This is a genomic window from Actinosynnema sp. NPDC002837 (assembly GCF_040295345.1).
Taxonomy (GTDB): Bacteria; Actinomycetota; Actinomycetes; order Mycobacteriales; family Pseudonocardiaceae; genus Actinosynnema.
In genome coordinates this window covers 1-18,432 of sequence record NZ_JBEOVG010000001.1, presented here as the reverse complement: position 1 = coordinate 18,432, position 18,432 = coordinate 1, and the positions used below count along the sequence as shown (strand labels likewise).

General features: G+C 71.8%; 17 protein-coding genes. 11 read left to right on the top strand and 6 right to left on the bottom strand.

Going from position 1 to position 18,432, the window contains the following annotated elements; genetic code table 11:
* Positions 1 to 15: 15 nt before the first annotated feature.
* Complete coding sequence (locus ABTZ99_RS00085) at positions 16 to 1,575, bottom strand: sodium:solute symporter (RefSeq protein WP_498774697.1); 1,560 nt, start codon at positions 1,573 to 1,575, stop codon at positions 16 to 18.
* The gene (locus ABTZ99_RS00080; protein WP_498774695.1) at positions 1,562 to 2,698 is read right to left on the bottom strand and encodes an anhydro-N-acetylmuramic acid kinase; all 1,137 of its coding nucleotides are present in this window, start codon (positions 2,696 to 2,698) and stop codon (positions 1,562 to 1,564) included. Before ABTZ99_RS00080 ends, ABTZ99_RS00085 begins: the two co-directional genes overlap by 14 nt.
* 114 nt (positions 2,699 to 2,812) lie before the next feature.
* On the opposite strand from ABTZ99_RS00080, the gene ftsY reads away from it, so the two are divergent.
* Positions 2,813 to 4,156, top strand: coding sequence for a signal recognition particle-docking protein FtsY (gene ftsY, locus ABTZ99_RS00075; RefSeq protein ID WP_499606916.1), 1,344 nt, complete (start codon positions 2,813 to 2,815; stop codon positions 4,154 to 4,156).
* A gap of 43 nt (positions 4,157 to 4,199) precedes the next feature.
* On the opposite strand, the gene ABTZ99_RS00070 is transcribed toward ftsY, so the two are convergent.
* Positions 4,200 to 4,952 (bottom strand): IclR family transcriptional regulator, encoded by a 753-nt coding sequence (locus ABTZ99_RS00070; RefSeq protein ID WP_498774691.1) that lies wholly within the window; start codon positions 4,950 to 4,952, stop codon positions 4,200 to 4,202.
* Positions 4,953 to 5,036: 84 nt separating this feature from the next.
* On the opposite strand from ABTZ99_RS00070, the gene aceB reads away from it, so the two are divergent.
* The 3 genes from aceB (at position 5,037) to ABTZ99_RS00055 (ending at position 8,314) form a co-directional block, all read left to right on the top strand.
* The gene (gene aceB, locus ABTZ99_RS00065) at positions 5,037 to 6,569 is read left to right on the top strand and encodes a malate synthase A (RefSeq protein ID WP_498774689.1); all 1,533 of its coding nucleotides are present in this window, start codon (positions 5,037 to 5,039) and stop codon (positions 6,567 to 6,569) included.
* A 2-nt stretch (positions 6,570 to 6,571) separates the two neighbouring features.
* Positions 6,572 to 7,768, top strand: a complete 1,197-nt coding sequence (locus ABTZ99_RS00060; protein ID WP_499606911.1) for a DUF6986 family protein — start codon at positions 6,572 to 6,574, stop codon at positions 7,766 to 7,768.
* Between the two features lie 75 nt (positions 7,769 to 7,843).
* Positions 7,844 to 8,314, top strand: a complete 471-nt coding sequence (locus ABTZ99_RS00055; protein ID WP_498774685.1) for an Imm1 family immunity protein — start codon at positions 7,844 to 7,846, stop codon at positions 8,312 to 8,314.
* A 41-nt stretch (positions 8,315 to 8,355) separates the two neighbouring features.
* Here the strand turns inward: ABTZ99_RS00055 and pucL are convergent, their stop codons facing one another.
* Genes pucL through uraD form a run of 3 tightly spaced genes read right to left on the bottom strand, consistent with a single transcriptional unit; the run spans position 8,356 to position 10,013 of the window.
* Positions 8,356 to 9,234, bottom strand: coding sequence for a factor-independent urate hydroxylase (gene pucL, locus ABTZ99_RS00050; RefSeq protein ID WP_499606908.1), 879 nt, complete (start codon positions 9,232 to 9,234; stop codon positions 8,356 to 8,358).
* Between the two features lie 3 nt (positions 9,235 to 9,237).
* Positions 9,238 to 9,531, bottom strand: a complete 294-nt coding sequence (locus ABTZ99_RS00045) for a hydroxyisourate hydrolase (protein ID WP_498774681.1) — start codon at positions 9,529 to 9,531, stop codon at positions 9,238 to 9,240.
* The gene (uraD, locus tag ABTZ99_RS00040) at positions 9,528 to 10,013 is read right to left on the bottom strand and encodes a 2-oxo-4-hydroxy-4-carboxy-5-ureidoimidazoline decarboxylase (protein WP_498774679.1); all 486 of its coding nucleotides are present in this window, start codon (positions 10,011 to 10,013) and stop codon (positions 9,528 to 9,530) included. Before uraD ends, ABTZ99_RS00045 begins: the two co-directional genes overlap by 4 nt.
* Before the next feature lie 158 nt (positions 10,014 to 10,171).
* Here uraD and ABTZ99_RS00035 point away from each other — a divergent pair, with 158 nt between their 5' ends.
* The 7 genes from ABTZ99_RS00035 to ABTZ99_RS00005 form a co-directional block, all read left to right on the top strand.
* Positions 10,172 to 10,933, top strand: a complete 762-nt coding sequence (locus ABTZ99_RS00035) for a hydroxypyruvate isomerase family protein (RefSeq protein ID WP_499606905.1) — start codon at positions 10,172 to 10,174, stop codon at positions 10,931 to 10,933.
* Positions 10,930 to 11,802: a 2-hydroxy-3-oxopropionate reductase gene (locus ABTZ99_RS00030; protein ID WP_499606901.1), complete on the top strand. Its 873-nt coding sequence runs from the start codon at positions 10,930 to 10,932 to the stop codon at positions 11,800 to 11,802. The genes ABTZ99_RS00035 and ABTZ99_RS00030 overlap by 4 nt, the downstream gene beginning before the upstream one ends.
* A complete protein-coding gene (gene gcl, locus ABTZ99_RS00025) occupies positions 11,802 to 13,517 on the top strand; it encodes a glyoxylate carboligase (RefSeq protein ID WP_499606898.1) in 1,716 nt (571 codons plus the stop codon). Before ABTZ99_RS00030 ends, gcl begins: the two co-directional genes overlap by 1 nt.
* A complete protein-coding gene (locus tag ABTZ99_RS00020; protein WP_499606895.1) occupies positions 13,514 to 14,521 on the top strand; it encodes a glycerate kinase in 1,008 nt (335 codons plus the stop codon). The genes gcl and ABTZ99_RS00020 overlap by 4 nt, the downstream gene beginning before the upstream one ends.
* Before the next feature lie 5 nt (positions 14,522 to 14,526).
* A complete protein-coding gene (gene allB, locus ABTZ99_RS00015) occupies positions 14,527 to 15,858 on the top strand; it encodes an allantoinase AllB (protein ID WP_499606892.1) in 1,332 nt (443 codons plus the stop codon).
* Positions 15,855 to 16,853, top strand: a complete 999-nt coding sequence (gene alc, locus ABTZ99_RS00010; protein WP_499606889.1) for an allantoicase — start codon at positions 15,855 to 15,857, stop codon at positions 16,851 to 16,853. Before allB ends, alc begins: the two co-directional genes overlap by 4 nt.
* Before the next feature lie 124 nt (positions 16,854 to 16,977).
* Positions 16,978 to 18,432: alpha/beta hydrolase (locus tag ABTZ99_RS00005; protein ID WP_499606886.1), on the top strand; the 1,455-nt coding region annotated here is incomplete at its 3' end.

The following is an 18,432-nucleotide window of genomic DNA, read 5'->3' as shown; positions in this document are numbered from 1 at the left end:
GCCGACCAGGGCGGACTAGGACGCCTTGGCCGACACCACGTCGCCCTGCACGTCCGGCGGCTGGTAACCCTTGTGCCGCAACGACATCAAGCCGCCCACGACCAACGTCACCAGCACCCCGAGCACCGTGTACCAGGGGTAGGCCAGCGACACGATCTTCTGCGCGGGCGCCGCCGGCGAGAAGTCGATCGCCAGGGTCGCCTCCGGCCCGACGAACTTCACGCCCAGGATCACGAAGGCCATCACGACCACCGTGACGACGAACGCGACGATCGCGTCGAGCTCCTTGGCCTTGCGGAACACCAGCCCGAGCAGGAACGCGCCGAGCAGCGCGCCGTAGGTGAACCCGGCGATCGACAGGCCCTGCTCCACGATCGGGTTGCCGCGGCGGGTGAGCGTGGCGAACAGCCCGGCGCACACGATCAGCAGCCCGGCCCAGACCACCGTCCAGATCCGACCCTGCTTGAACACCTCCGCCTCGCTCATCGGCCGCCGCACCACGCGCTGCACGATGTCCGTCACGGTCGAGGAGGCCAGCGCGCCCAACGACGACGACAGCGCCGCCGCCAGGATGCCCGCGATCACGAACCCGGACAGGCCCGACGGCATGTCGTTGACGATGAAGTTGGCGAACAGCTCGTCGTTGTTGTTGAGCCCGAGGTCCTTGACCGGGTTGGCCGCCTTGTAGAACGCCCACAGCATCACGCCGATGAACAGGAACAGCGCGAACTGGAGGAACACCACGACACCGCTGGCGATCAACGCCTTCTGCGCCGAGCGCACGTCCTTCGTGGCCATCAGCCGCTGCACGATGAGCTGGTCCGCGCCGTGCGAGGCCATGGACAGCACCGCGCCGCCGATGAACGCGACGACGATCGCGTAGGGCGAGGTGAACGCGCTGGCGTTGAAGTCGAGGACCTGGAACTTGCCCGCGTCGGCGGCACTGGCGAACCACCCGTCGGGCAGCTTGCCGTTCAGCACCAGGATCACCGCGAACGCGCCGACGACGTACCAGAGCATCTGGATCGCGTCGACCCACACCACGGCCCGCACGCCGCCGAGGAAGCTGTAGACGACCATCGCGACGCCGAGCGCCGCCACGATCACCCAGTACGACACGTCCACGCCGTACGCGACGAGCACGACCTTGATCGGGATGGCGGTGGCGAACAGCCGCAGGCCGTCCGCCAGCAGCCGGGTGACGAGGAACGTCAGCGAGGCCGTGCTCTGGATGTTGCGCCCGAACCGCTTGCCGAGGAAGCCGTACGCGGTGATCAGCTCGCCCGCGATGTACTTCGGCAGCAGCACGAACGACACCACGATCCGGCCGATCAGGTAGCCGATGGCCAGCGACAGGAACGTCATCGTCCCCAGGTAGGCGACCGTCGGCACGCTCAGCACGGTCAGCGTGGACGTCTCCGCCGACACCACCGACACGCACACGACCCACCACGAGATGCGGCGCTCGCTGACGAAGTAGTCGGTGGCGGAGCGCTGGCGCCCGGCGATCCACACGCCCAGCAGCGGCATGCCCACCAGGAACAGCACGATGATGCCGACATCAAGTGCGCGCATGGCCTCTCCCATCCGACTGCCTCTCACGGCGGCCGATCGTCAATCCCGTCACGGCGGTGATCACGGGCTCGGGCAGGCGCAGCGGGTAGCGGCCGGGGGTGATCGACCCCAGCGGGCGCGGGCCGGCGGCGCCGGTGGCGGACGGCACGTTCGCGGGCAGACCGTGCCAGGTCAGGAAGCCGAGCAGGGCGGCGAGGTAGGCCTCCTTGCCCGCGGCGGGCAGCCCCAGCTCGTCGCTCGTGCGCAGGTCCACGAGCCGTCCCAACGACTCGACCAGCACGGGGTTGCGCATCCCGCCGCCGGAGCCGATGACGGTGCCCTCGCACTCGGCGGCGATCGTGCGCGCGGTGAGCTCGGTCAGCGTGGCCAGCAGGTCCTCGGCGGGCATGGTCAGGCCCTCGGTGACGCGGTCCAGGTAGGCGCGGTTGAAGTGCTCCTTGCCGGTCGACTTGGGCGCGGGGAGGCCGTAGTACGGGTCGGCCAGCAGGCGGTCGAGCAGCTCGGCGCGCACCCGGCCGCGACCGGCGAACTCGCCGTCGGTGTCCTGGTTCCGCAGGCCGCCGGACAGGACGGTCATCGCGGCGTCCATCAGCGCGTTGCCCGGTCCGGTGTCGTAGGCGATCACACCTTCGGGCGAAACCTTGGTGACGTTGGCGATGCCGCCGATGTTCAACGCGGTCGCCGGCCCGTCGAAGTCGGCCAGCCACAGCGCGTCCAGGGTGCTCGCCAGCGGCGCGCCGTGACCGCCCGCGGCGACGTCGCGGACCCGCAGGTCGGAGACGACCGGCAGGCCGGTGGCTTCGGCTATCCACGCGGGCTGGCCGAGCTGGAGCGTGCCGAGGCAGCGGCCGTCCTCGACCCAGTGGTGCACGGTCTGGCCCAGCGACGACACCAGGTCGCCCTCGTACCGGGCGGCGACCTCGGCGAACGCCTGGCCGAGCCGGGTGTCGAGCGCGCACAGCTCGGCGGCGCTGGTCGGCGGCCTGCGCAGGTCCTCCGGGAACGGGTGCTCGGCGTGCTCGACCGGGGTCAGCACGACCGTGCGGCCGGCCAGGGACAGGTCGGCGACGGCCACGTCGATGGCGTCCATCGACGTGCCCGAGATGAGCCCGATCACCTTCACGCCCTGTGGTCTATTCCACACTGCACGCTCGCGCAAGAGTGTTCGTTGGAAAGTTGCCTGAAATCAACCTGGTTCGTTGATCGCCAACATATGGTGGCGTGCGAGGATTGCGCCGTGTCCACCACGTCCCTGATCTGGATCATCGTCGTCGTCGCGGCCCTGCTCGCGGTCGCCCTCGTGACGGGCGTCGTGCTGGCGCGGCGCCGGCGGATCAGCCTCACCGAGCCCGAGCAGGACAAGCAGGACAAGCCGGCCAAGGGCGGTTACCAGGCCGGCGGCGCCATCACGTTCAACGCGACCGCGCCGCCGGTGGCGGAACCGACCAGGCCGGCCGAGCCCGTGGAGCGCGCCGGCGCGTCGCCCGCTGCCACGCCCGCTCCCGTCGAGCACCCGGTCGCCGAGCGGACCGAGGTCGACGGCCAGCCGGGCGTCGGTGACGACGCGGCGGTGCCGCGCGACTCGGTCAAGCGCGGGTTCGTCGAGGTCGAGCTGCCCGAAGAGGCTTCCGAGATCGAGGAGATCGAGCCGACCTCCGGTCGGTTGGAGCGCCTGCGCGGACGGCTGTCGCGGTCGCGGTCGACGTTCGGGCAGAGCCTGCTGGGGCTGCTCGGCGCGGGTGACCTGGACGAGGACTCGTGGACGGACATCGAGGACACGCTGCTGATGGCGGACCTCGGCGCGGCGATCACGGACCAGATCGTGACGGCGCTGCGCGAGCAGATCGTGGCGCGTGGCGTGCGCACGTCCGAGGACGCGCGGGCGTTGCTGCGGGACGTGCTGGTCGACGCGCTGCACCCGGAGATGGTTCGCGCGGTGAACGCGCTGCCGCACGCCGACGGCGCGTCCGGGCCGAAGCCCGCCGTGGTGCTGGTGGTGGGCGTGAACGGCGTGGGCAAGACCACGACGACGGGCAAGCTGGCCCGGGTGCTGGTGGCCGACGGCCGCACGGTGCTGCTGGGCGCGGCGGACACCTTCCGCGCGGCGGCGGCCGATCAGCTGGAGACGTGGGGTTCGCGCGTGGGCGCGACGACCGTGCGGGGGGCCGAGGGCGCGGACCCGGCTTCGGTGGCGTTCGAGGCGGTCAAGCGCGGCGTCGTCGACGGCGTGGACACCGTGCTGATCGACACGGCGGGCCGGCTGCACACCAAGACCGGCCTGATGGACGAGCTGGGCAAGGTCAAGCGCGTGGTGGAGAAGCAGGCGGAGGTGGACGAGGTGCTCCTCGTGCTCGACGCCACCACCGGGCAGAACGGCCTGACCCAGGCGCGGGTGTTCGCCGAGGTGGTCGACGTGACCGGCATCGTGCTGACCAAGCTGGACGGCACCGCCAAGGGCGGCATCGTGTTCCAGGTCCAACGCGAGCTGGGCGTGCCCGTGAAGCTCGTGGGCCTCGGCGAGGGCGCCGACCACCTGGCCCCCTTCGAACCGACCGCCTTCGTCGACGCCCTCCTCAACTGACCCCGCGCGTCCTACCTCCGGACCGCGCGCGGTCTGGGGTGGGTCAGGTGGGGGAGCTGGTGGAGAGGCGGGTGGCGGTGGCCAGGACTTCCGGGATGATCCGGGGCAGCGAGTCCTTGGTCAGGCGGCTGTCGGGGCCCGAGACGGAGACGGCGGCCAGGGTCGGTGCGCCGTGCAGCGGAACGGCGACGCAGCGCACGCCCAGCTCCTGCTCGCTCTCGTCCAGCGCGTAGCCCTGTTCGGCGATCTGGTCCAACGACGCCAGCAGCACGTCCGGGTCGGTGATGGTGTTCGGCGTGTACGCGGGCAGGCCGGTGCGGGCCAGCAGGGCGCGCACCTCGTCGCGCGGCAGCTGCGACAGCATCGCCTTGCCCACGCCCGTGCCGTGCGGCAGCAGCCGCCGACCCACCTCGGTGAACATCCGCATCGAGTGCCGTGACGGCACCTGCGCCACGTACACCACCTCGTCACCGTCCAGCACGGCCAGGTTCGCGGTCTCCTCCACCTGGTCCACCAACTGCGCCAGCAACGGCCGCGCCCACGTGCCGAACTGCCGCGACGCGCTCTCGCCGAGCCGGATCAGCCGGGACCCGAGCGTGTACCGGCGGTTGCTGTTCTGCCGCACGTACCCCAGCGTGACAAGGGTGCGGATCAGCCGGTGGATGGTCGGCAGCGGCAGGCCGGAGGTGGCGGCGAGCTCGGACAGGCTCGCCTCGCCACCCGCGTCGGCCAGGCGTTCCAGCAGGTCGAAGGCGCGTTGGAGCGACTGGACGCCGCCCGTGGACTCTCGTGCCACCGACACCACTCCTTCGTTGCCGTTCCGCGTGGTGAAAACTATAGTCCGCGAAGTAGAAACCGACTCGGAACGAGGTGGGCTTCCATGTCCGGTGTTCGCGTCCTCGGTGGCGAAGTCGAGCGCGGGGACGAGATCCTCACGCCGGACGCGCTGGAGTTCGTGGCCGAGCTGCACCGCGCGTTCGCGCTCGAGCACGCCGCCCTGATGCGCCGCCGCGCGGACCGCCGCCCGCTGGGCTTCCTGCCGGAGACGAAGGCGATCCGCGACGGTGACTGGCGGGTCGCCGAGGCGCCCGAGCCGCTGCGCGACCGGCGGGTGGAGATCACCGGCCCCACCGAGCGCAAGATGACCGTCAACGCGCTGAACTCCGGCGCGAAGGTCTGGCTGGCCGACCTGGAGGACGCCAACACCCCGCACTGGCACAACGTCGTCTCCGGCCAGGTCAACCTCTACGACGCGGCCCGCGGCACGGTCGAGCACACCTCGCCGGAGGGCAAGCACTACACCCTGCGCGACGACGTGGCCCGGCCGACGATCGTGGTCCGCCCCCGCGGCTGGCACCTGCCCGAGCGGCACGTCGAGGTCGACGGCAGGCCCGCCATCGGCGCGCTGGTCGACTTCGGCCTGCACTTCTTCCACAACGCCGAACTCGGCCGGCCGTACTACTACCTGCCGAAGATGGAGAGCCACCTCGAAGCCCGGCTCTGGAACGACGTCTTCACCGCCGCCCAGCGCCGGCTCGGCGTCCCGCACGGCACGATCCGCGCGACCGTGCTGATCGAGACGATCCCCGCCGCGTTCGAGATGGACGAGATCCTCTACGAGCTGCGCGAGCACGCGTCCGGCCTGAACGCGGGCCGCTGGGACTACCTGTTCAGCGTCATCAAGTACTTCCGCGACGCCGGCCGGGACTTCGTGCTGCCCGACCGCAACAGCATCACGATGACCGTGCCGTTCATGCGCGCCTACACCGAACTGCTGGTGCGCACCTGCCACAAGCGCGGCGCGTTCGCGATGGGCGGCATGGCGGCGTTCATCCCGAACCGGCGCGACCCGGAGGTCACCCGCGCGGCGCTGGCGAAGGTGCGCGACGACAAGCGGCGCGAGGCGGGCGACGGGTTCGACGGCTCGTGGGTGGCGCACCCCGACCTGGTGCCGGTGTGCGCGGAGATCTTCGACCAGAAATTCTCCGACAAGCCCAACCAGCTCGACGAGCTGCGGCCCGAGGTGTCCGTCACCGCCGAGCAGCTGCTGGACTTCAAGTCGGCCGGCGGCGGCGCGACGCGCGCGGGCGTGGAGTCCGCCGTGGACGTCGGCGTGCGGTACCTGCTGTCCTGGCTGGGCGGCAACGGCGCGGCGGCCATCCACAACCTGATGGAGGACGCCGCCACCGCCGAGATCTCCCGCTCGCAGCTGTGGCAGTGGGTGCACAACGACGTCGTGCTGGACGACGGCACGCCCGTCACCGCCGAGCTGGTCCGCACCGTGCTCGCGCAGGTGCGGGACAAGCTCGAGGGCGAGCACCTCGACCTGGCCGTGGAGCTGTTCGAGCAGGTCGCGCTGTCCGACGAGTTCGTGGACTTCCTGACCCTGCCCGCCTACGAGCGGATCGGCTGACGGTGCCGCGCACGTCGTTGTCGGCCGACGCGGTGCGCGCGGTCACCGCGCGGCTGTCCGATGTGGAGCTTCGTGCGCCGGCGGGTCGCCAACCCGTGCACACCTGCTACGTGCCCGCCGACCGGGTGAGCCCGGCCACGCTCGGCGACTGGGGCGCGCAAGCGCTTGCGGCGCTGGACGAGCACGCGCCGCACGGCCTGGCGGACGTGCTCGACCTCGCGCCGGACGTGGCGGAGGTCGTGCACGGGCGCGTGCGGGCGAAGCTGGGCGGCGAACCGGTGGAGGACCTGCGGATCGACTTCGAGGACGGCTACGGCGTCCGCTCCGACGCGGAGGAGGACTCCGACGCCGAGCGCACCGCGCTCGTCGTGCGGGACTGGCTGCGCGACGGCACGGCGCCGCTGCGGTTCGGGCTGCGGATGAAGTCGTTCGACACGAGGGCCCTGCGCGAGCGCGGCATCCGGACGCTGGACGTCTTCCTCACCGCGCTGGGCGAGGCGCCCGAGGGCTTCGTGATCACGTTCCCGAAGGTCACCTCGGTGGCGCAGGTGGAGGTGCTCGGCGACGTCCTGGACCTGTTCGGGCTGCCGCTCCGGTTCGAGGTCCAGGTCGAGACGACGCAGTCGATCGTCGACCGCGAAGGCCGGTTGGCCCTGCCCCGGTTCATCGAGGCGGGCCGCGGCCGGGTCACCGGGCTGCACTTCGGCACGTACGACTACACGGCGGCCTGCGGCCTGGGCGCGGCGCACCAGCACCTGGCGCACGGGGCGTGCGACTTCGCGCGCAACGTGATGCAGGTGTCCGCGGCCGGCACGGGCGTCGCGCTGTCGGACGGTTCCACCAACGTGCTGCCGGTCGGCGAGGACGTGCACGAGGGCTGGCGCACGCACTACCGGCTGGTGCGGCGTTCGTTGGCGCACGGCTTCTACCAGGGCTGGGACCTGCACCCGGCGCAACTGGTGACCAGGTACGCGGCCGTGCACGCGTTCTACCTGGAAGGGGTGGACGCGGACGCGCGCCGGCTCAAGGCGTACGTGGCGCGGGCCGGCGGCTCGGTGCTGGACGAGCCCGCGACCGCGCAGGCGCTGTCCACGTCGTTTCTCCGCGCCTTGGACTGCGGTGCCCTGGACGAGGACGAAGTCCACCGTGCGACGGGACTCACCGTGACCGAATTGCAGGCTCTAGCCAGAAGAGAGTGATCGTGGCATCGCTGGATGGGGTGATCCTCAAACCAGCGAAAAGCCGAATCACGCGACACCGGTCAGTGTGTGTCCATGACCATGCGAGCCGGGTTGTGGACCGGGCTGCCGGACCTGGAGCGGGCGGAGTTCCGCTACCAGGTGGTGGCGTGCGCGGCGGACGTGGACGTGCTGATCGCCGCCCTGGCGCGGCCCGAGTGCAACGACGGGATGCTGGAGCACTTCGGCCGCGCGCCCGACGCCGAGGGGGAGAGCGACCACAACCTGGTGCTCGCCGTCCGCGGCGCGTGGGGCTACCTGAACTACGTGGACGACGAGTTCACCGGCTGGCCCAAGGGCGAGCCGGACGCGCCGTACGTGGACGAGACCTACACCGACTTCCCGCCGGGCGTGGCCGTGCCGCTGACGACGTACCGCGAGATCCTGCTGGAGTTCATGTTCACCGCCCGCCGGCCGACCGTCGTGGACTGGTACGAGGAGGCCGACCTGTTCCACGCCTGGCGGTTGCAGCGCATGGCCCTGCACAAGAAGGTGACGGGCCACTAGACCGTGCTCCCCGGTCCGGGAGCACGGTCCGCGACCCGCTTTCAGAACGTCGGCAGGGTGTGCCAGGCCGAGCCGGCGTCCTCCGCGTCGTCACGCAGCACGGCGCCCTCGATCAGCCCGTACGGCCGGTCGGCGGCGTAGAACACCTCGTTGTCGTTCTCCAGCCCGAACGGCGACAGGTCCACCGCGAAGTGGTGCTTGTTCGGCATCGACAGCCGCACCTCCGCCACCTCCGGCCGGGCCCGCAGCACCGCCTCGCCCATCGCGTACAGGGTCTGCTGCAACGACAGGCTGTGCTTGGCCGCGAACGCGGCCAGCAGCAGCCGGCGGATCTCGGCGAAGCTCTTCGCCCAGTCGATCCCGTCGCCCTGGTAGCGCCACCGCGCGGTGACCGAGGTGGCCAGGATCCGGTCGTAGGTCTCCTTCAACGTCGTGTACTCGTCACGCGGGAAGCCGTGGAACTCCGACCCGGTCGACTTGAGCACCACCATGTCCCGCACGCCCGACACCACCCACGCGCGCTCGCCCTCGACCGTCACCGCGGTCGTGCGCTTCTCGTTGCTGCCTTGCACGAACGAGTGGTCGTTGCCCTCGATGCGCTCCCACGCGTGCTCGTCGACGAGCACGCGGGCGCCGGTGATCGCCTCCTGCGACGAGACGAAGTGCCGGCCCAGGCGCAGCGCGAAGTCCTCGATCTCGCCGACCGGCGCCTGCTTGGCGAAGGCGTAGACGGTGTTCTTCTGCGTGTCGGTCGCCAGCACCTTCGAGTTGTCGCCGGTCAGGTGGGTGTCCGCCAGGTCGCCGCGCAGGGAGGTGCCGACCGTGAGGTCCTTGATGGTGTGCACGGGGCCGTTGCGGGTCACCGTGACGAGGCGGTTCTCCGCCTTCCCGTACTGGTTGGGCCCCAGGACGATGGCCATCGGTCAGCTCCCTCGGTAGGTCGTGAACGCGTACGGGCTCAACAGGATCGGCACGTGCAGGTGCGGCGGGTCGCCGGTGACCCGGAACGCGACGGTGACCTCCGGGTAGAACGGCGTGTCGACCTCGAACGTCAGCCGGTGCACGCCGGGCGACAGCTCGCGCGCGAACCGCAGCCGGCCGTCGTCGTCGGTGACGCCCTCGGCCAGCACCTCGCCGTCGCGCGCCAACCGGACCGGCACGCCGACGCGCGGCCGGCCGGCCTCGGCGTCGAGCACGTGGGTGGACAGCGTCGTCATGCCAGCACCTTCCTCAGCCGCAGCGCCGCGATCTTCGCCAGCTCCCGGTTCACCACGCGCAGCTCCACGTCCGGCGGGTTGGCCATCCTCTCGGCCAGGTCGGCCAGCATCCGCTCACCGCTCAGCCCGGTCGCGCACACCAGGTAGATGTGCCCGAACCGGTCCTCGTAGGCGGCGTTGGCGGCGAAGAGCCGGTCGCCGAGGGACGCGCCGACGCCGGACTGCTCGTCGGCCGACCACTTCGCGGCCACCCCGCCCCCCGAGGCCTGCTCCCCGATGCGCGGGTGACCGCCGATGGCGGTCAGGACCTCGTCGTCGGTCAGGTCCGCGTGCCGGTCCGAGGCGGCGAGCAGCGCGTCCACGTCGGCGTAGGGGCGGCCGGCGAGCAGCGCGTCGACCCAGCGCGGCACGGCGAGGCAGTCGGTGAGCAGGGGGCGGAGCTCGGCCGCGGGCGCGGAGTTGAACCCTTCCAGATCGGGCACCAAGGCTCCCTTTTCTGTATCGCGGAATCACCTTTCCGCAAGGAGGGACGGTACGAGCGCGCCTCCGAGCGTGTCAACAGTCTTGCGCCGCCGTCGAGGACCTGCCTAGTCTCTCGATGTACGGAAGTTAGCTTCCGCATTGTGGAAGGAAGCTCCTCATGCGCTACGACGTCAACCTGTCGATCCTGTTCACCGACCTACCGGTGCTGGAACGACCCGCCGCGGCTCGGGCGGCCGGGTTCGACGCGGTCGAGTTCTGGTGGCCGTTCGCCGAAGCCGTGCCCCCGTCCCGCGAGATCGAGGCGTTCGAGGCGGCCGTCGCCGACGCGGGCGTGCGGCTCGTCGGGCTCAACTTCTTCGCGGGCGACCTGCCCGCCGGCGACCGGGGCCTGGTGGCGTGGCCCGGGAGGCAGTCGGAGTTCCGCGCCAACGTCGAGATCGCGGCCGGCATCGCGGGCCGGCTCGGCTGCCGCGCGTTCAACGCCCTGCACGGCAACTTCCCCACCACGGACACCGCGCTGGACAACCTCGCGTACGCCGCCGACGTGGCCGCGGAGATCGGCGCGGTGGTCCTGGTGGAGCCGCTCTCCGGCGCGCCGGAGTACCCGCTGCTCACCGCCGCGGACGCGCTGGAGGTCGTCGACCAGGTCGGCCGCGACAACGTGGCGCTGCTGGCCGACCTCTACCACCTCGCCGTCAACGGGGACGACCTCGACGCCGTCGTCTCCGACCACGTGGACCGCATCGGCCACGTGCAGATCGCCGACGCGCCGGGCCGCGGCGAGCCGGGCACGGGACAGCTCGACGTCTTCGGCTACCTGGCCAAGCTCGAGGCCAACGGCTACCAGGGCTACGTCGGCCTGGAGTACCACGCGCGGACCGGCGGCTTCGACTGGCTCACCGAGGAGGGACGGCGATGAGCAGGATCGGGTTCATCGGCCTGGGCATCATGGGCACGCCCATGTCCGCGCACCTGGTCGCCGCGGGGCACCGGGTCACCGGCTTCGACCTGAGCCGGGACGCGCTCGACAAGCTGACCGCGGCGGGCGGCACGGCGGCGGCGAGCGCGCGTGACGCGGTGGCGGACGCCGAAGTCGTCATCACCATGCTGCCCGACCACCCGCAGGTGGAAGACGTCGTCCTGGGCACGGTCCTCGACGCGGTCGACCGGGGTGCGCTCCTGGTCGACATGAGCACCATCCGCCCGGAGACGTCCCTCGCCGTGGCCGAGGAGGGCGCGAAGCGCGGCGTCCGCGTGCTCGACGCGCCGGTGTCCGGCGGTGAGACCGGCGCGCGGCAGGCCACCTTGTCGATCATGGTCGGGGGTGGCGAGGCCGACTTCGCCGCCGCGAAACCGGTCCTCGACGTGCTGGGCAAGACCGTCGTCCACGTCGGCCCGCACGGCGCGGGCCAGGTGGTGAAGGCCGCGAACCAGCTCGTGGTCGGCGGCATCTACGCCCTGGTGGCCGAGGCGATCGTGCTGCTGGAGGCCTCCGGGGTGGACGCCAAGGCGGGTCTGGACGTCCTCGCCGGCGGGCTGGCCGCCAACCGGGTCCTGGACCTCAAGCGCGACGCGATGATCGCGCGCGAGTTCCAGCCGGGTTTCCGCATCGACCTGCACCACAAGGACATGGGGATCGCGCTGGCCGCGGCCCGCCAGGTCGACCTCGCACTACCGGTGACGGGGCTGATCGCCCAGCTCATCGCGTCCGGCCGGGCACAGGGGTACGGATCCCTCGACCACTCGGCGTTGTTGAAGGTCATCGAGAACCTGTCCGGGAGGGCCTGATGGCTCGGGTACCCGTCATGCAAGCGGTCGTGGAGGTCCTCAAGAGCGAGGGGGTCGACACGGTCTTCGGCTGCCCCGGAGCGGCGATCCTGCCGCTCTACAAGGCGATGGAGGAAGACGGCGCGATCGAGCACCTGATCGTGCGGCACGAGGAAGGCGCCACGCACATGGCCGACGGCTGGTCGCGCACGACCGGCAACGTCGGCGTGGCCATCGGCACGTCCGGCCCGGCCGGCACCAACATGATCACCGGCCTCTACACCGCGCAGGCCGACTCCGTGCCGATCCTGTGCGTCACCGGGCAGGCGGCCACGTCCAAGCTGCACCAGGAGGCGTTCCAGGCGGTCGACATCGTGGCGGTCGCCGCGCCCGTGACCAAGTGGGCGGTGCAGGTCAAGGAGGCCGCGCAGGCGCCGTGGATCTTCCGGGAGGCGTTCCGGATCGCGCGGTCCGGCCGGCCGGGACCGGTGCTGATCGACCTGCCGATCGACGTGCAGAAGCAGGAGATCGAGTGGGACCACACCATCGACGCGCCGCTGCCCGTCACCCGGCCGCAACCGCACCCGGCCCGCGTGGCCCGGGCGTTGGACCTGCTCCTGGCCGCCGAACGGCCGTTGCTCCTCGCGGGCGGCGGCGTGATCCTCGCCGAGGCGCACGAGGAGCTGCTGGCGGTGGCCGAGCACCTGAACGTGCCGATCCAGGCCACGTTGATGGGCAAGGGCGCGGTCGACGAGGACCACCCGCTGTACGCGGGCATGACGGGCATCCAGACGTCCCAGCGGTACGGCAACGCGTCGTTCCTGGAGAGCGACCTGGTGGTGGCGCTGGGCGCGCGCTTCGGCGACCGGCACACGGGTGACCTGGCGACGTACCGGGGCGACCGGAAGTTCGTCCACGTCGACGTCGAGCCGACGCAGCTCGGCAAGGTCTTCGGGCCCGACCTGGGCGTGGTCTCGGACGTGAAGGCGTTCCTGCGGGCGTTGCTCACCCTGGCGAAGGCCAGGACCGGTCCCCGGCCGGACAACGCCTGGACGGCGCGGACCCGCGAGCTGAAGGCGACCCTGTTGCGCCGCGAGGACTTCGACACCGTGCCGGTGAAAGCGCCGCGGGTGTTCAAGGAGATCAACGAGTTCTACGGCCCGGACACCTACTTCGTCACCGCGATCGGGCTTTACCAGATCTGGTCCGGCCAGCACCAGAAGGCGCACAAACCCCGGCACTACCAGGTGTGCGGGCAGGCCGGGCCGCTCGGCTGGGAGATACCGGCCGCGATCGGCGTGAAGAAGGCGCTCAAGGACACCGACCCGGCCGCCGAGGTGGTGGGGATCGTCGGGGACTACTCGTTCCAGTTCCTGGTGGAGGAGCTGGCCGTCGGCGCCCAGTACGACGTGCCGTTCGTGCTGATCATGCTGAACAACGAGTACCTGGGCCTGATCCGGATGGCCGAGGACCACGGCGGCTACGACATGGAGTACCAGGTCGACATCCATTACGACACCGTCGGGTCGGACAACGTCAAGATCATGGAGGCCTACGGGTGCTCCGGCACCAGGGTCACCGAGCCGGGGCAGATCCGGGAGGGCCTGGCGTGGGCGCGCAAGGAGGCCGAGCGCACCAGCCGTCCCGTCCTGGTCGAGATCATGATCGAACGCGAGGGCAACACCGCCAACGGCACGTCGATCGCCGCCGTTCGCGAGTACGAAGAGGTGCCGTGACGGGGCACGTCGTCGTCGCGCCCGACAAGTTCAAGGGCACGCTCACCGCGCCGCGCGTGGCCGCCGCCGTCGCGCACGGCCTGCGGGACGTGGTCCCCGACCTGGACGTGCGCTGCCTGCCGGTGGCCGACGGCGGCGACGGCACGGTGGACGCCGCCGTCGCCGCCGGGTTCGTCCGGGTCGGCCGGTGGGTCACCGGACCCGTCGGCAGGCCGGTCCCGGCGAGCTTCGCGGTGCGCGGCGACACGGCGGTGGTCGAGGTGGCCGCGGCCGCCGGCTCCGCCCTGCTGGACCGTCCCGCTCCGATGACGGCGACCAGCAGGGGCGTCGGCGAGCTGCTGCGCTCCGCCCACGACCTGGGCTGCCGACGGCTGGTCCTGGGCGTGGGCGGCAGCGCGTGCACCGACGGCGGCAAGGGGATGCTCGACGGGCTCGGCGGTCGGGACCTGCGCGACGTCGAGCTGATCCTGGCCACCGACGTCGACAACCCCCTCCTGGGGCCGCACGGCGCGGCGGCGGTCTACGGCCCGCAGAAGGGCGCGACCCCGCGCCAGGTCGAGGAGCTGGAGGCCAGGCTCCGGGACTGGGCCGACGAGGTCGACCCGTCCTACGCCGACCACCCCGGCGCGGGCGCGGCCGGCGGCATCGGGTTCGCCGCGCTGGCCGTGCTCGGCGCGACCAGGCGAGCGGGCATCGACGTGGTGCTCGACCTGGTCGGGTTCGCCGACCACCTGCCCGGCGCCCGGCTGGTGATCACCGGCGAGGGCTCGCTCGACCACCAGACCGCGCGCGGCAAGGCGCCGGCGGGCGTGGCGAGGGCGGCGGGCGGCGTGCCCGTCGTGGCGGTGGCCGGCCGGTGCGCCGTCGACCCGGCGGAGCTCGGCCTCGACGCCGCCTACGCCCTGCTGGACGTCGAGCCCGACCTGCGGCGCTGCCTGGCCGAACCGGAACCGGTCCTGCGACGTCTGGCCGGTCGCATCGCCGCCGACCGGCTGGGAGAGTGACGTGCATGGACCTGGTGCTGCGCGCTGCCCGAGTGATCACGCCGGACGGCGAACGCCGCGCCGACGTCGGCGTCGCGGACGGTCGGATCGTCGAGGTGGCCGACCGCCTGGACGCCGGGACCGTCGTGACGCTCGCCGACGACGAAGTGCTGCTGCCCGGCCTGGTCGACACGCACGTCCACGTGAACGACCCGGGCCGCAGCGACTGGGAGGGCTTCGAGAGCGCGACCAGGGCGGCGGCGGCCGGCGGCGTCACCACGATCATCGACATGCCGCTCAACAGCCTGCCGCCGACGACCACCGTCGCCGCCCTGAAGGCCAAGCGGGAGGCGGCGCGGGACAAGGCGCACGTGGACGTCGGGTTCTGGGGCGGCATCGTGCCGACGAACCTGGACGACCTGGAGGAGTTGCACGACGCCGGCGTGTTCGGCTTCAAGTGCTTCCTGATCCACTCGGGCGTGGACGAGTTCCCGCACGTCAGCGAGGACGAGCTGCGCGCGGCCCTGCTGCGGCTGCGCGGACGTGACGCCCTCACGATCGTGCACGCCGAGGACCCGCTCGAGGTCACCGACCCCGGTCCCGGCTACCGCGCCTTCCTCGACTCCCGACCGCACCGGGCCGAGCAGCACGCCATCACCACCGTGGTCGACCTGGCCAACGAGACCAAGGCCAGGCTGCACGTGCTGCACCTGTCCAGCGGCGAGGCGGTGCGGCAGGTGCGGATCGCCAAGGACCTCGGGCTGCGGCTGACCGCCGAGACGTGCCCGCACTACCTGACGTTCGTCGCGGAGGAGATCGGCGACACCGCCACGGAGTTCAAGTGCTGCCCGCCGATCCGTGACGCGGCCAACCGCGAGCAGCTCTGGCGCGCGTTGGGCGAGAACCTGATCGACCTGGTCGTCACCGACCACTCGCCGTGCACGCCGGAGCTGAAGGAGGGCGACTTCGCCACCGCGTGGGGCGGTATCGCGAGCCTGCAGCTGGGCCTGTCCGCGGTGTGGACCCAGGCCAGGCAGCGCGGGCACGCGCTGACCGACGTGGTCCGGTGGATGGCCACCAACCCGGCCGACCTGGTCGGGCTGGGCGCCAAGGGCCGCATCGCGCCCGGCGCGGACGCCGACTTCTGCGTGTTCGCGCCGGACGACGCGTTCGTCGTGGACCGCGCCGCGCTGCGCCACCGCAACCCCGTCACGCCCTACCACGGCCGTCCGCTGGCGGGCGTGGTGCGGCAGACGTGGCTGCGCGGTCGGCCGATCGACGACCGGCCGCGCGGCCGGCTGCTGAGCAACCTCGGCCGAGCCGAGGACCGGATGGACCGGACACGAGGAGACGCATGACGGAAGTCCCCGGCTGGACCCGACTGCCCGACCTGGCCTGCCGCGCGGTCGGCGGCAGCGTGCTGTGGGCCAACGACGAGTTCTTCGCCGAGCGCGAGAACCTGATCCGCGCCACCGAGCCGGAGTACCGGACCTACACGTTCGGGCACAAGGGCCAGGTCTACGACGGGTGGGAGACGCGCCGCCGCCGGGAGGCGGGCGAGGACCACGCGATCGTCCGGCTCGGCCTGCCGGGCGTGATCAAGGGCGTCGTGGTCGACACCGCGTTCTTCAAGGGCAACTACCCGCCGTTCGCCTCCGTCGAGGCCACCTCCGCCACGGGCTACCCGGCGCCCGACGAGCTGGCCGGCTGGGAGACCGTGGTGCCCAGGTCGCCGCTCGAAGGCGACCGCAAGCACTACTTCGAGGTGTCCGCGCACCGCCGCTACACGCACGTCCGGCTCACCATCCACCCGGACGGCGGGGTGGCCAGGCTGCGCGTGTTCGGCACGCCCGTGGCCGACCCGGACCTGATCGTGCCGGACGCGCTGGACCTGGCCGCGCTGGAGAACGGCGCGTCGATCACGGGGTGCAGCAACATGTTCTACAGCGCCCCGGGCAACCTCATCGCGCCCGGTCAGGCCACCGTCATGGGCGAGGGCTGGGAAACCGCGCGCCGGCGTGACGACGGCAACGACTGGGTCGAGGTGGAGCTGGCCGCGCCCGGCGTCATCCGGCTCGCGGAGCTGGACACCAGCCACTTCAAGGGCAACGCGCCGGGCTGGGCGTCGGTCCGGGGCCGCGACGCGCGCACCGGCGCGGAGTTCGACGTGCTGCCGCGCACCCGGCTCCAGCCAGACACCCGGCACCGCTTCCGCGTGGAGAACGCCGCCGAGGCCACCCACGCGCGGCTCGACATCTACCCGGACGGCGGGATGGCACGGCTGCGGCTGTTCGGCCGGTTGACCCCTGACGGTCTCAGGGTGATCACCCAGCGCTACCAGGACTTGCGCTGAAAGGCGTCGAAGTTGTCAGCCCTTGGGCTGATTGTCGGTGAGACTTCAGTCGGTTGTGGGGGGTTCGGCTGCCCTGGAAGCCTGCGAAAACCCGATTGGGTGAACAGGAACTAGGGAGGAACCTGTGCGACCGATCATCAGGGCGCTCGGCGGTGTCGCCACCGCGTTGGCGCTCGCAGTCGGCACGACGTCGGTGGCGTCGGCCGAAACGCAGCCGGCGGCGCCCGGCGCGGGCGGGATCGACTGGCGGCCGTGCCCGGAACTGGCCGAGGTGGAGTGCGGCACGCTGAGCCTGCCGATCGACTGGGCGAAGCCGGGCGGTGAGAAGTTCGACCTCGCGGTGGCCCGCCGCAAGGCCACCGACCCCGCGAAGCGGATCGGGGTCCTGGTCGTCAACCCGGGCGGTCCGGGCGGCTCGGGCGTGAACTTCGCGCTGGGGGCGGACGGCTACTTCAGCCCCGAGGTGCAGCAGCGCTTCGACATCATCGGGTTCGACCCGCGCGGCGTCGCGCGCAGCCAAGCCGTCCGGTGCTCCGTGGACGTGTTGCGCGCGCAGCCGTCGATCTACCCGACCGACCAGCGGGGGTTCGACGCGCTCGCCGCGTACAACCGCGAGCTGGCCGCCGACTGCCGCGAGCACAGCGGCCCGATCTACGACCACGCCGACACCGGCGCCGTGGTCAAGGACATCGACGCGCTGCGCGCGGCGCTCGGCGAGCGGAAGATCAACTACTACGGCCTGTCCTACGGCACGCTCATCGGCCAGCAGTACGCCGAGGAGTTCGGGCGCCACATCCGCGCCATGGTGATCGACTCGAACATGGACCACAGCCTCGGCACGTGGCGGTTCAACGAGACCGAGGCCGCGACCGCCGAGGACTCGTTCCGCGAGTTCGTGGCGTGGTGCGACCGCACCGAGACCTGCGCCCTGCACGGCCAGGACGTGGCGAAGGTGTGGGACGACCTGCTGGCCCGCGCCGACCGGGGCGAGATCGCCGACCCGTTCGACCCCGACCGCAAGGTGTCCGCCGACGACATCATCGGCGCCGCGTTCGGCGCGTTCTACGGCCCGGACTGGCAGCCGCTGTCGGAGTTCCTGGTCGAGCTCGGCGCGGGCACGCCCGCGTCGGCCTTCGCGGCGGAGGAGACGGCGAACAACCCGTTCCCGGCCGTGTTCTGCCAGGACTGGGCCATCCGCATCAAGGACCACCGCCAGTTCTCCGCCCTGGTCGACCGCGCCCGGCAGCTCGCGCCGCACATGCGCGGCTCGTCGCTCGGGCACACCGCCATGGCGGGCTGCGTCGGGCTGCCGGAGCGGGTCAACAACCCGCAGCACCGGCTGAAGATCAAGGACGCGCCGCAGATCCTCATGCTGAACGCGCTGCACGACCCCGCCACCGGTTACGAGTGGGCCGCCAACGCGCACCGGCAGAGCCGCCACACCACGGTCCTGCTGACCTACGAGGGCTGGGGCCACGGCGTCTACGACCGCAGCGACTGCACCCGCGGCGCGACGGACGACTACCTGGTCGACCTGAAGACGCCCCGACCCGGTGCGCGGTGCGCGGCCGTCGAGCCC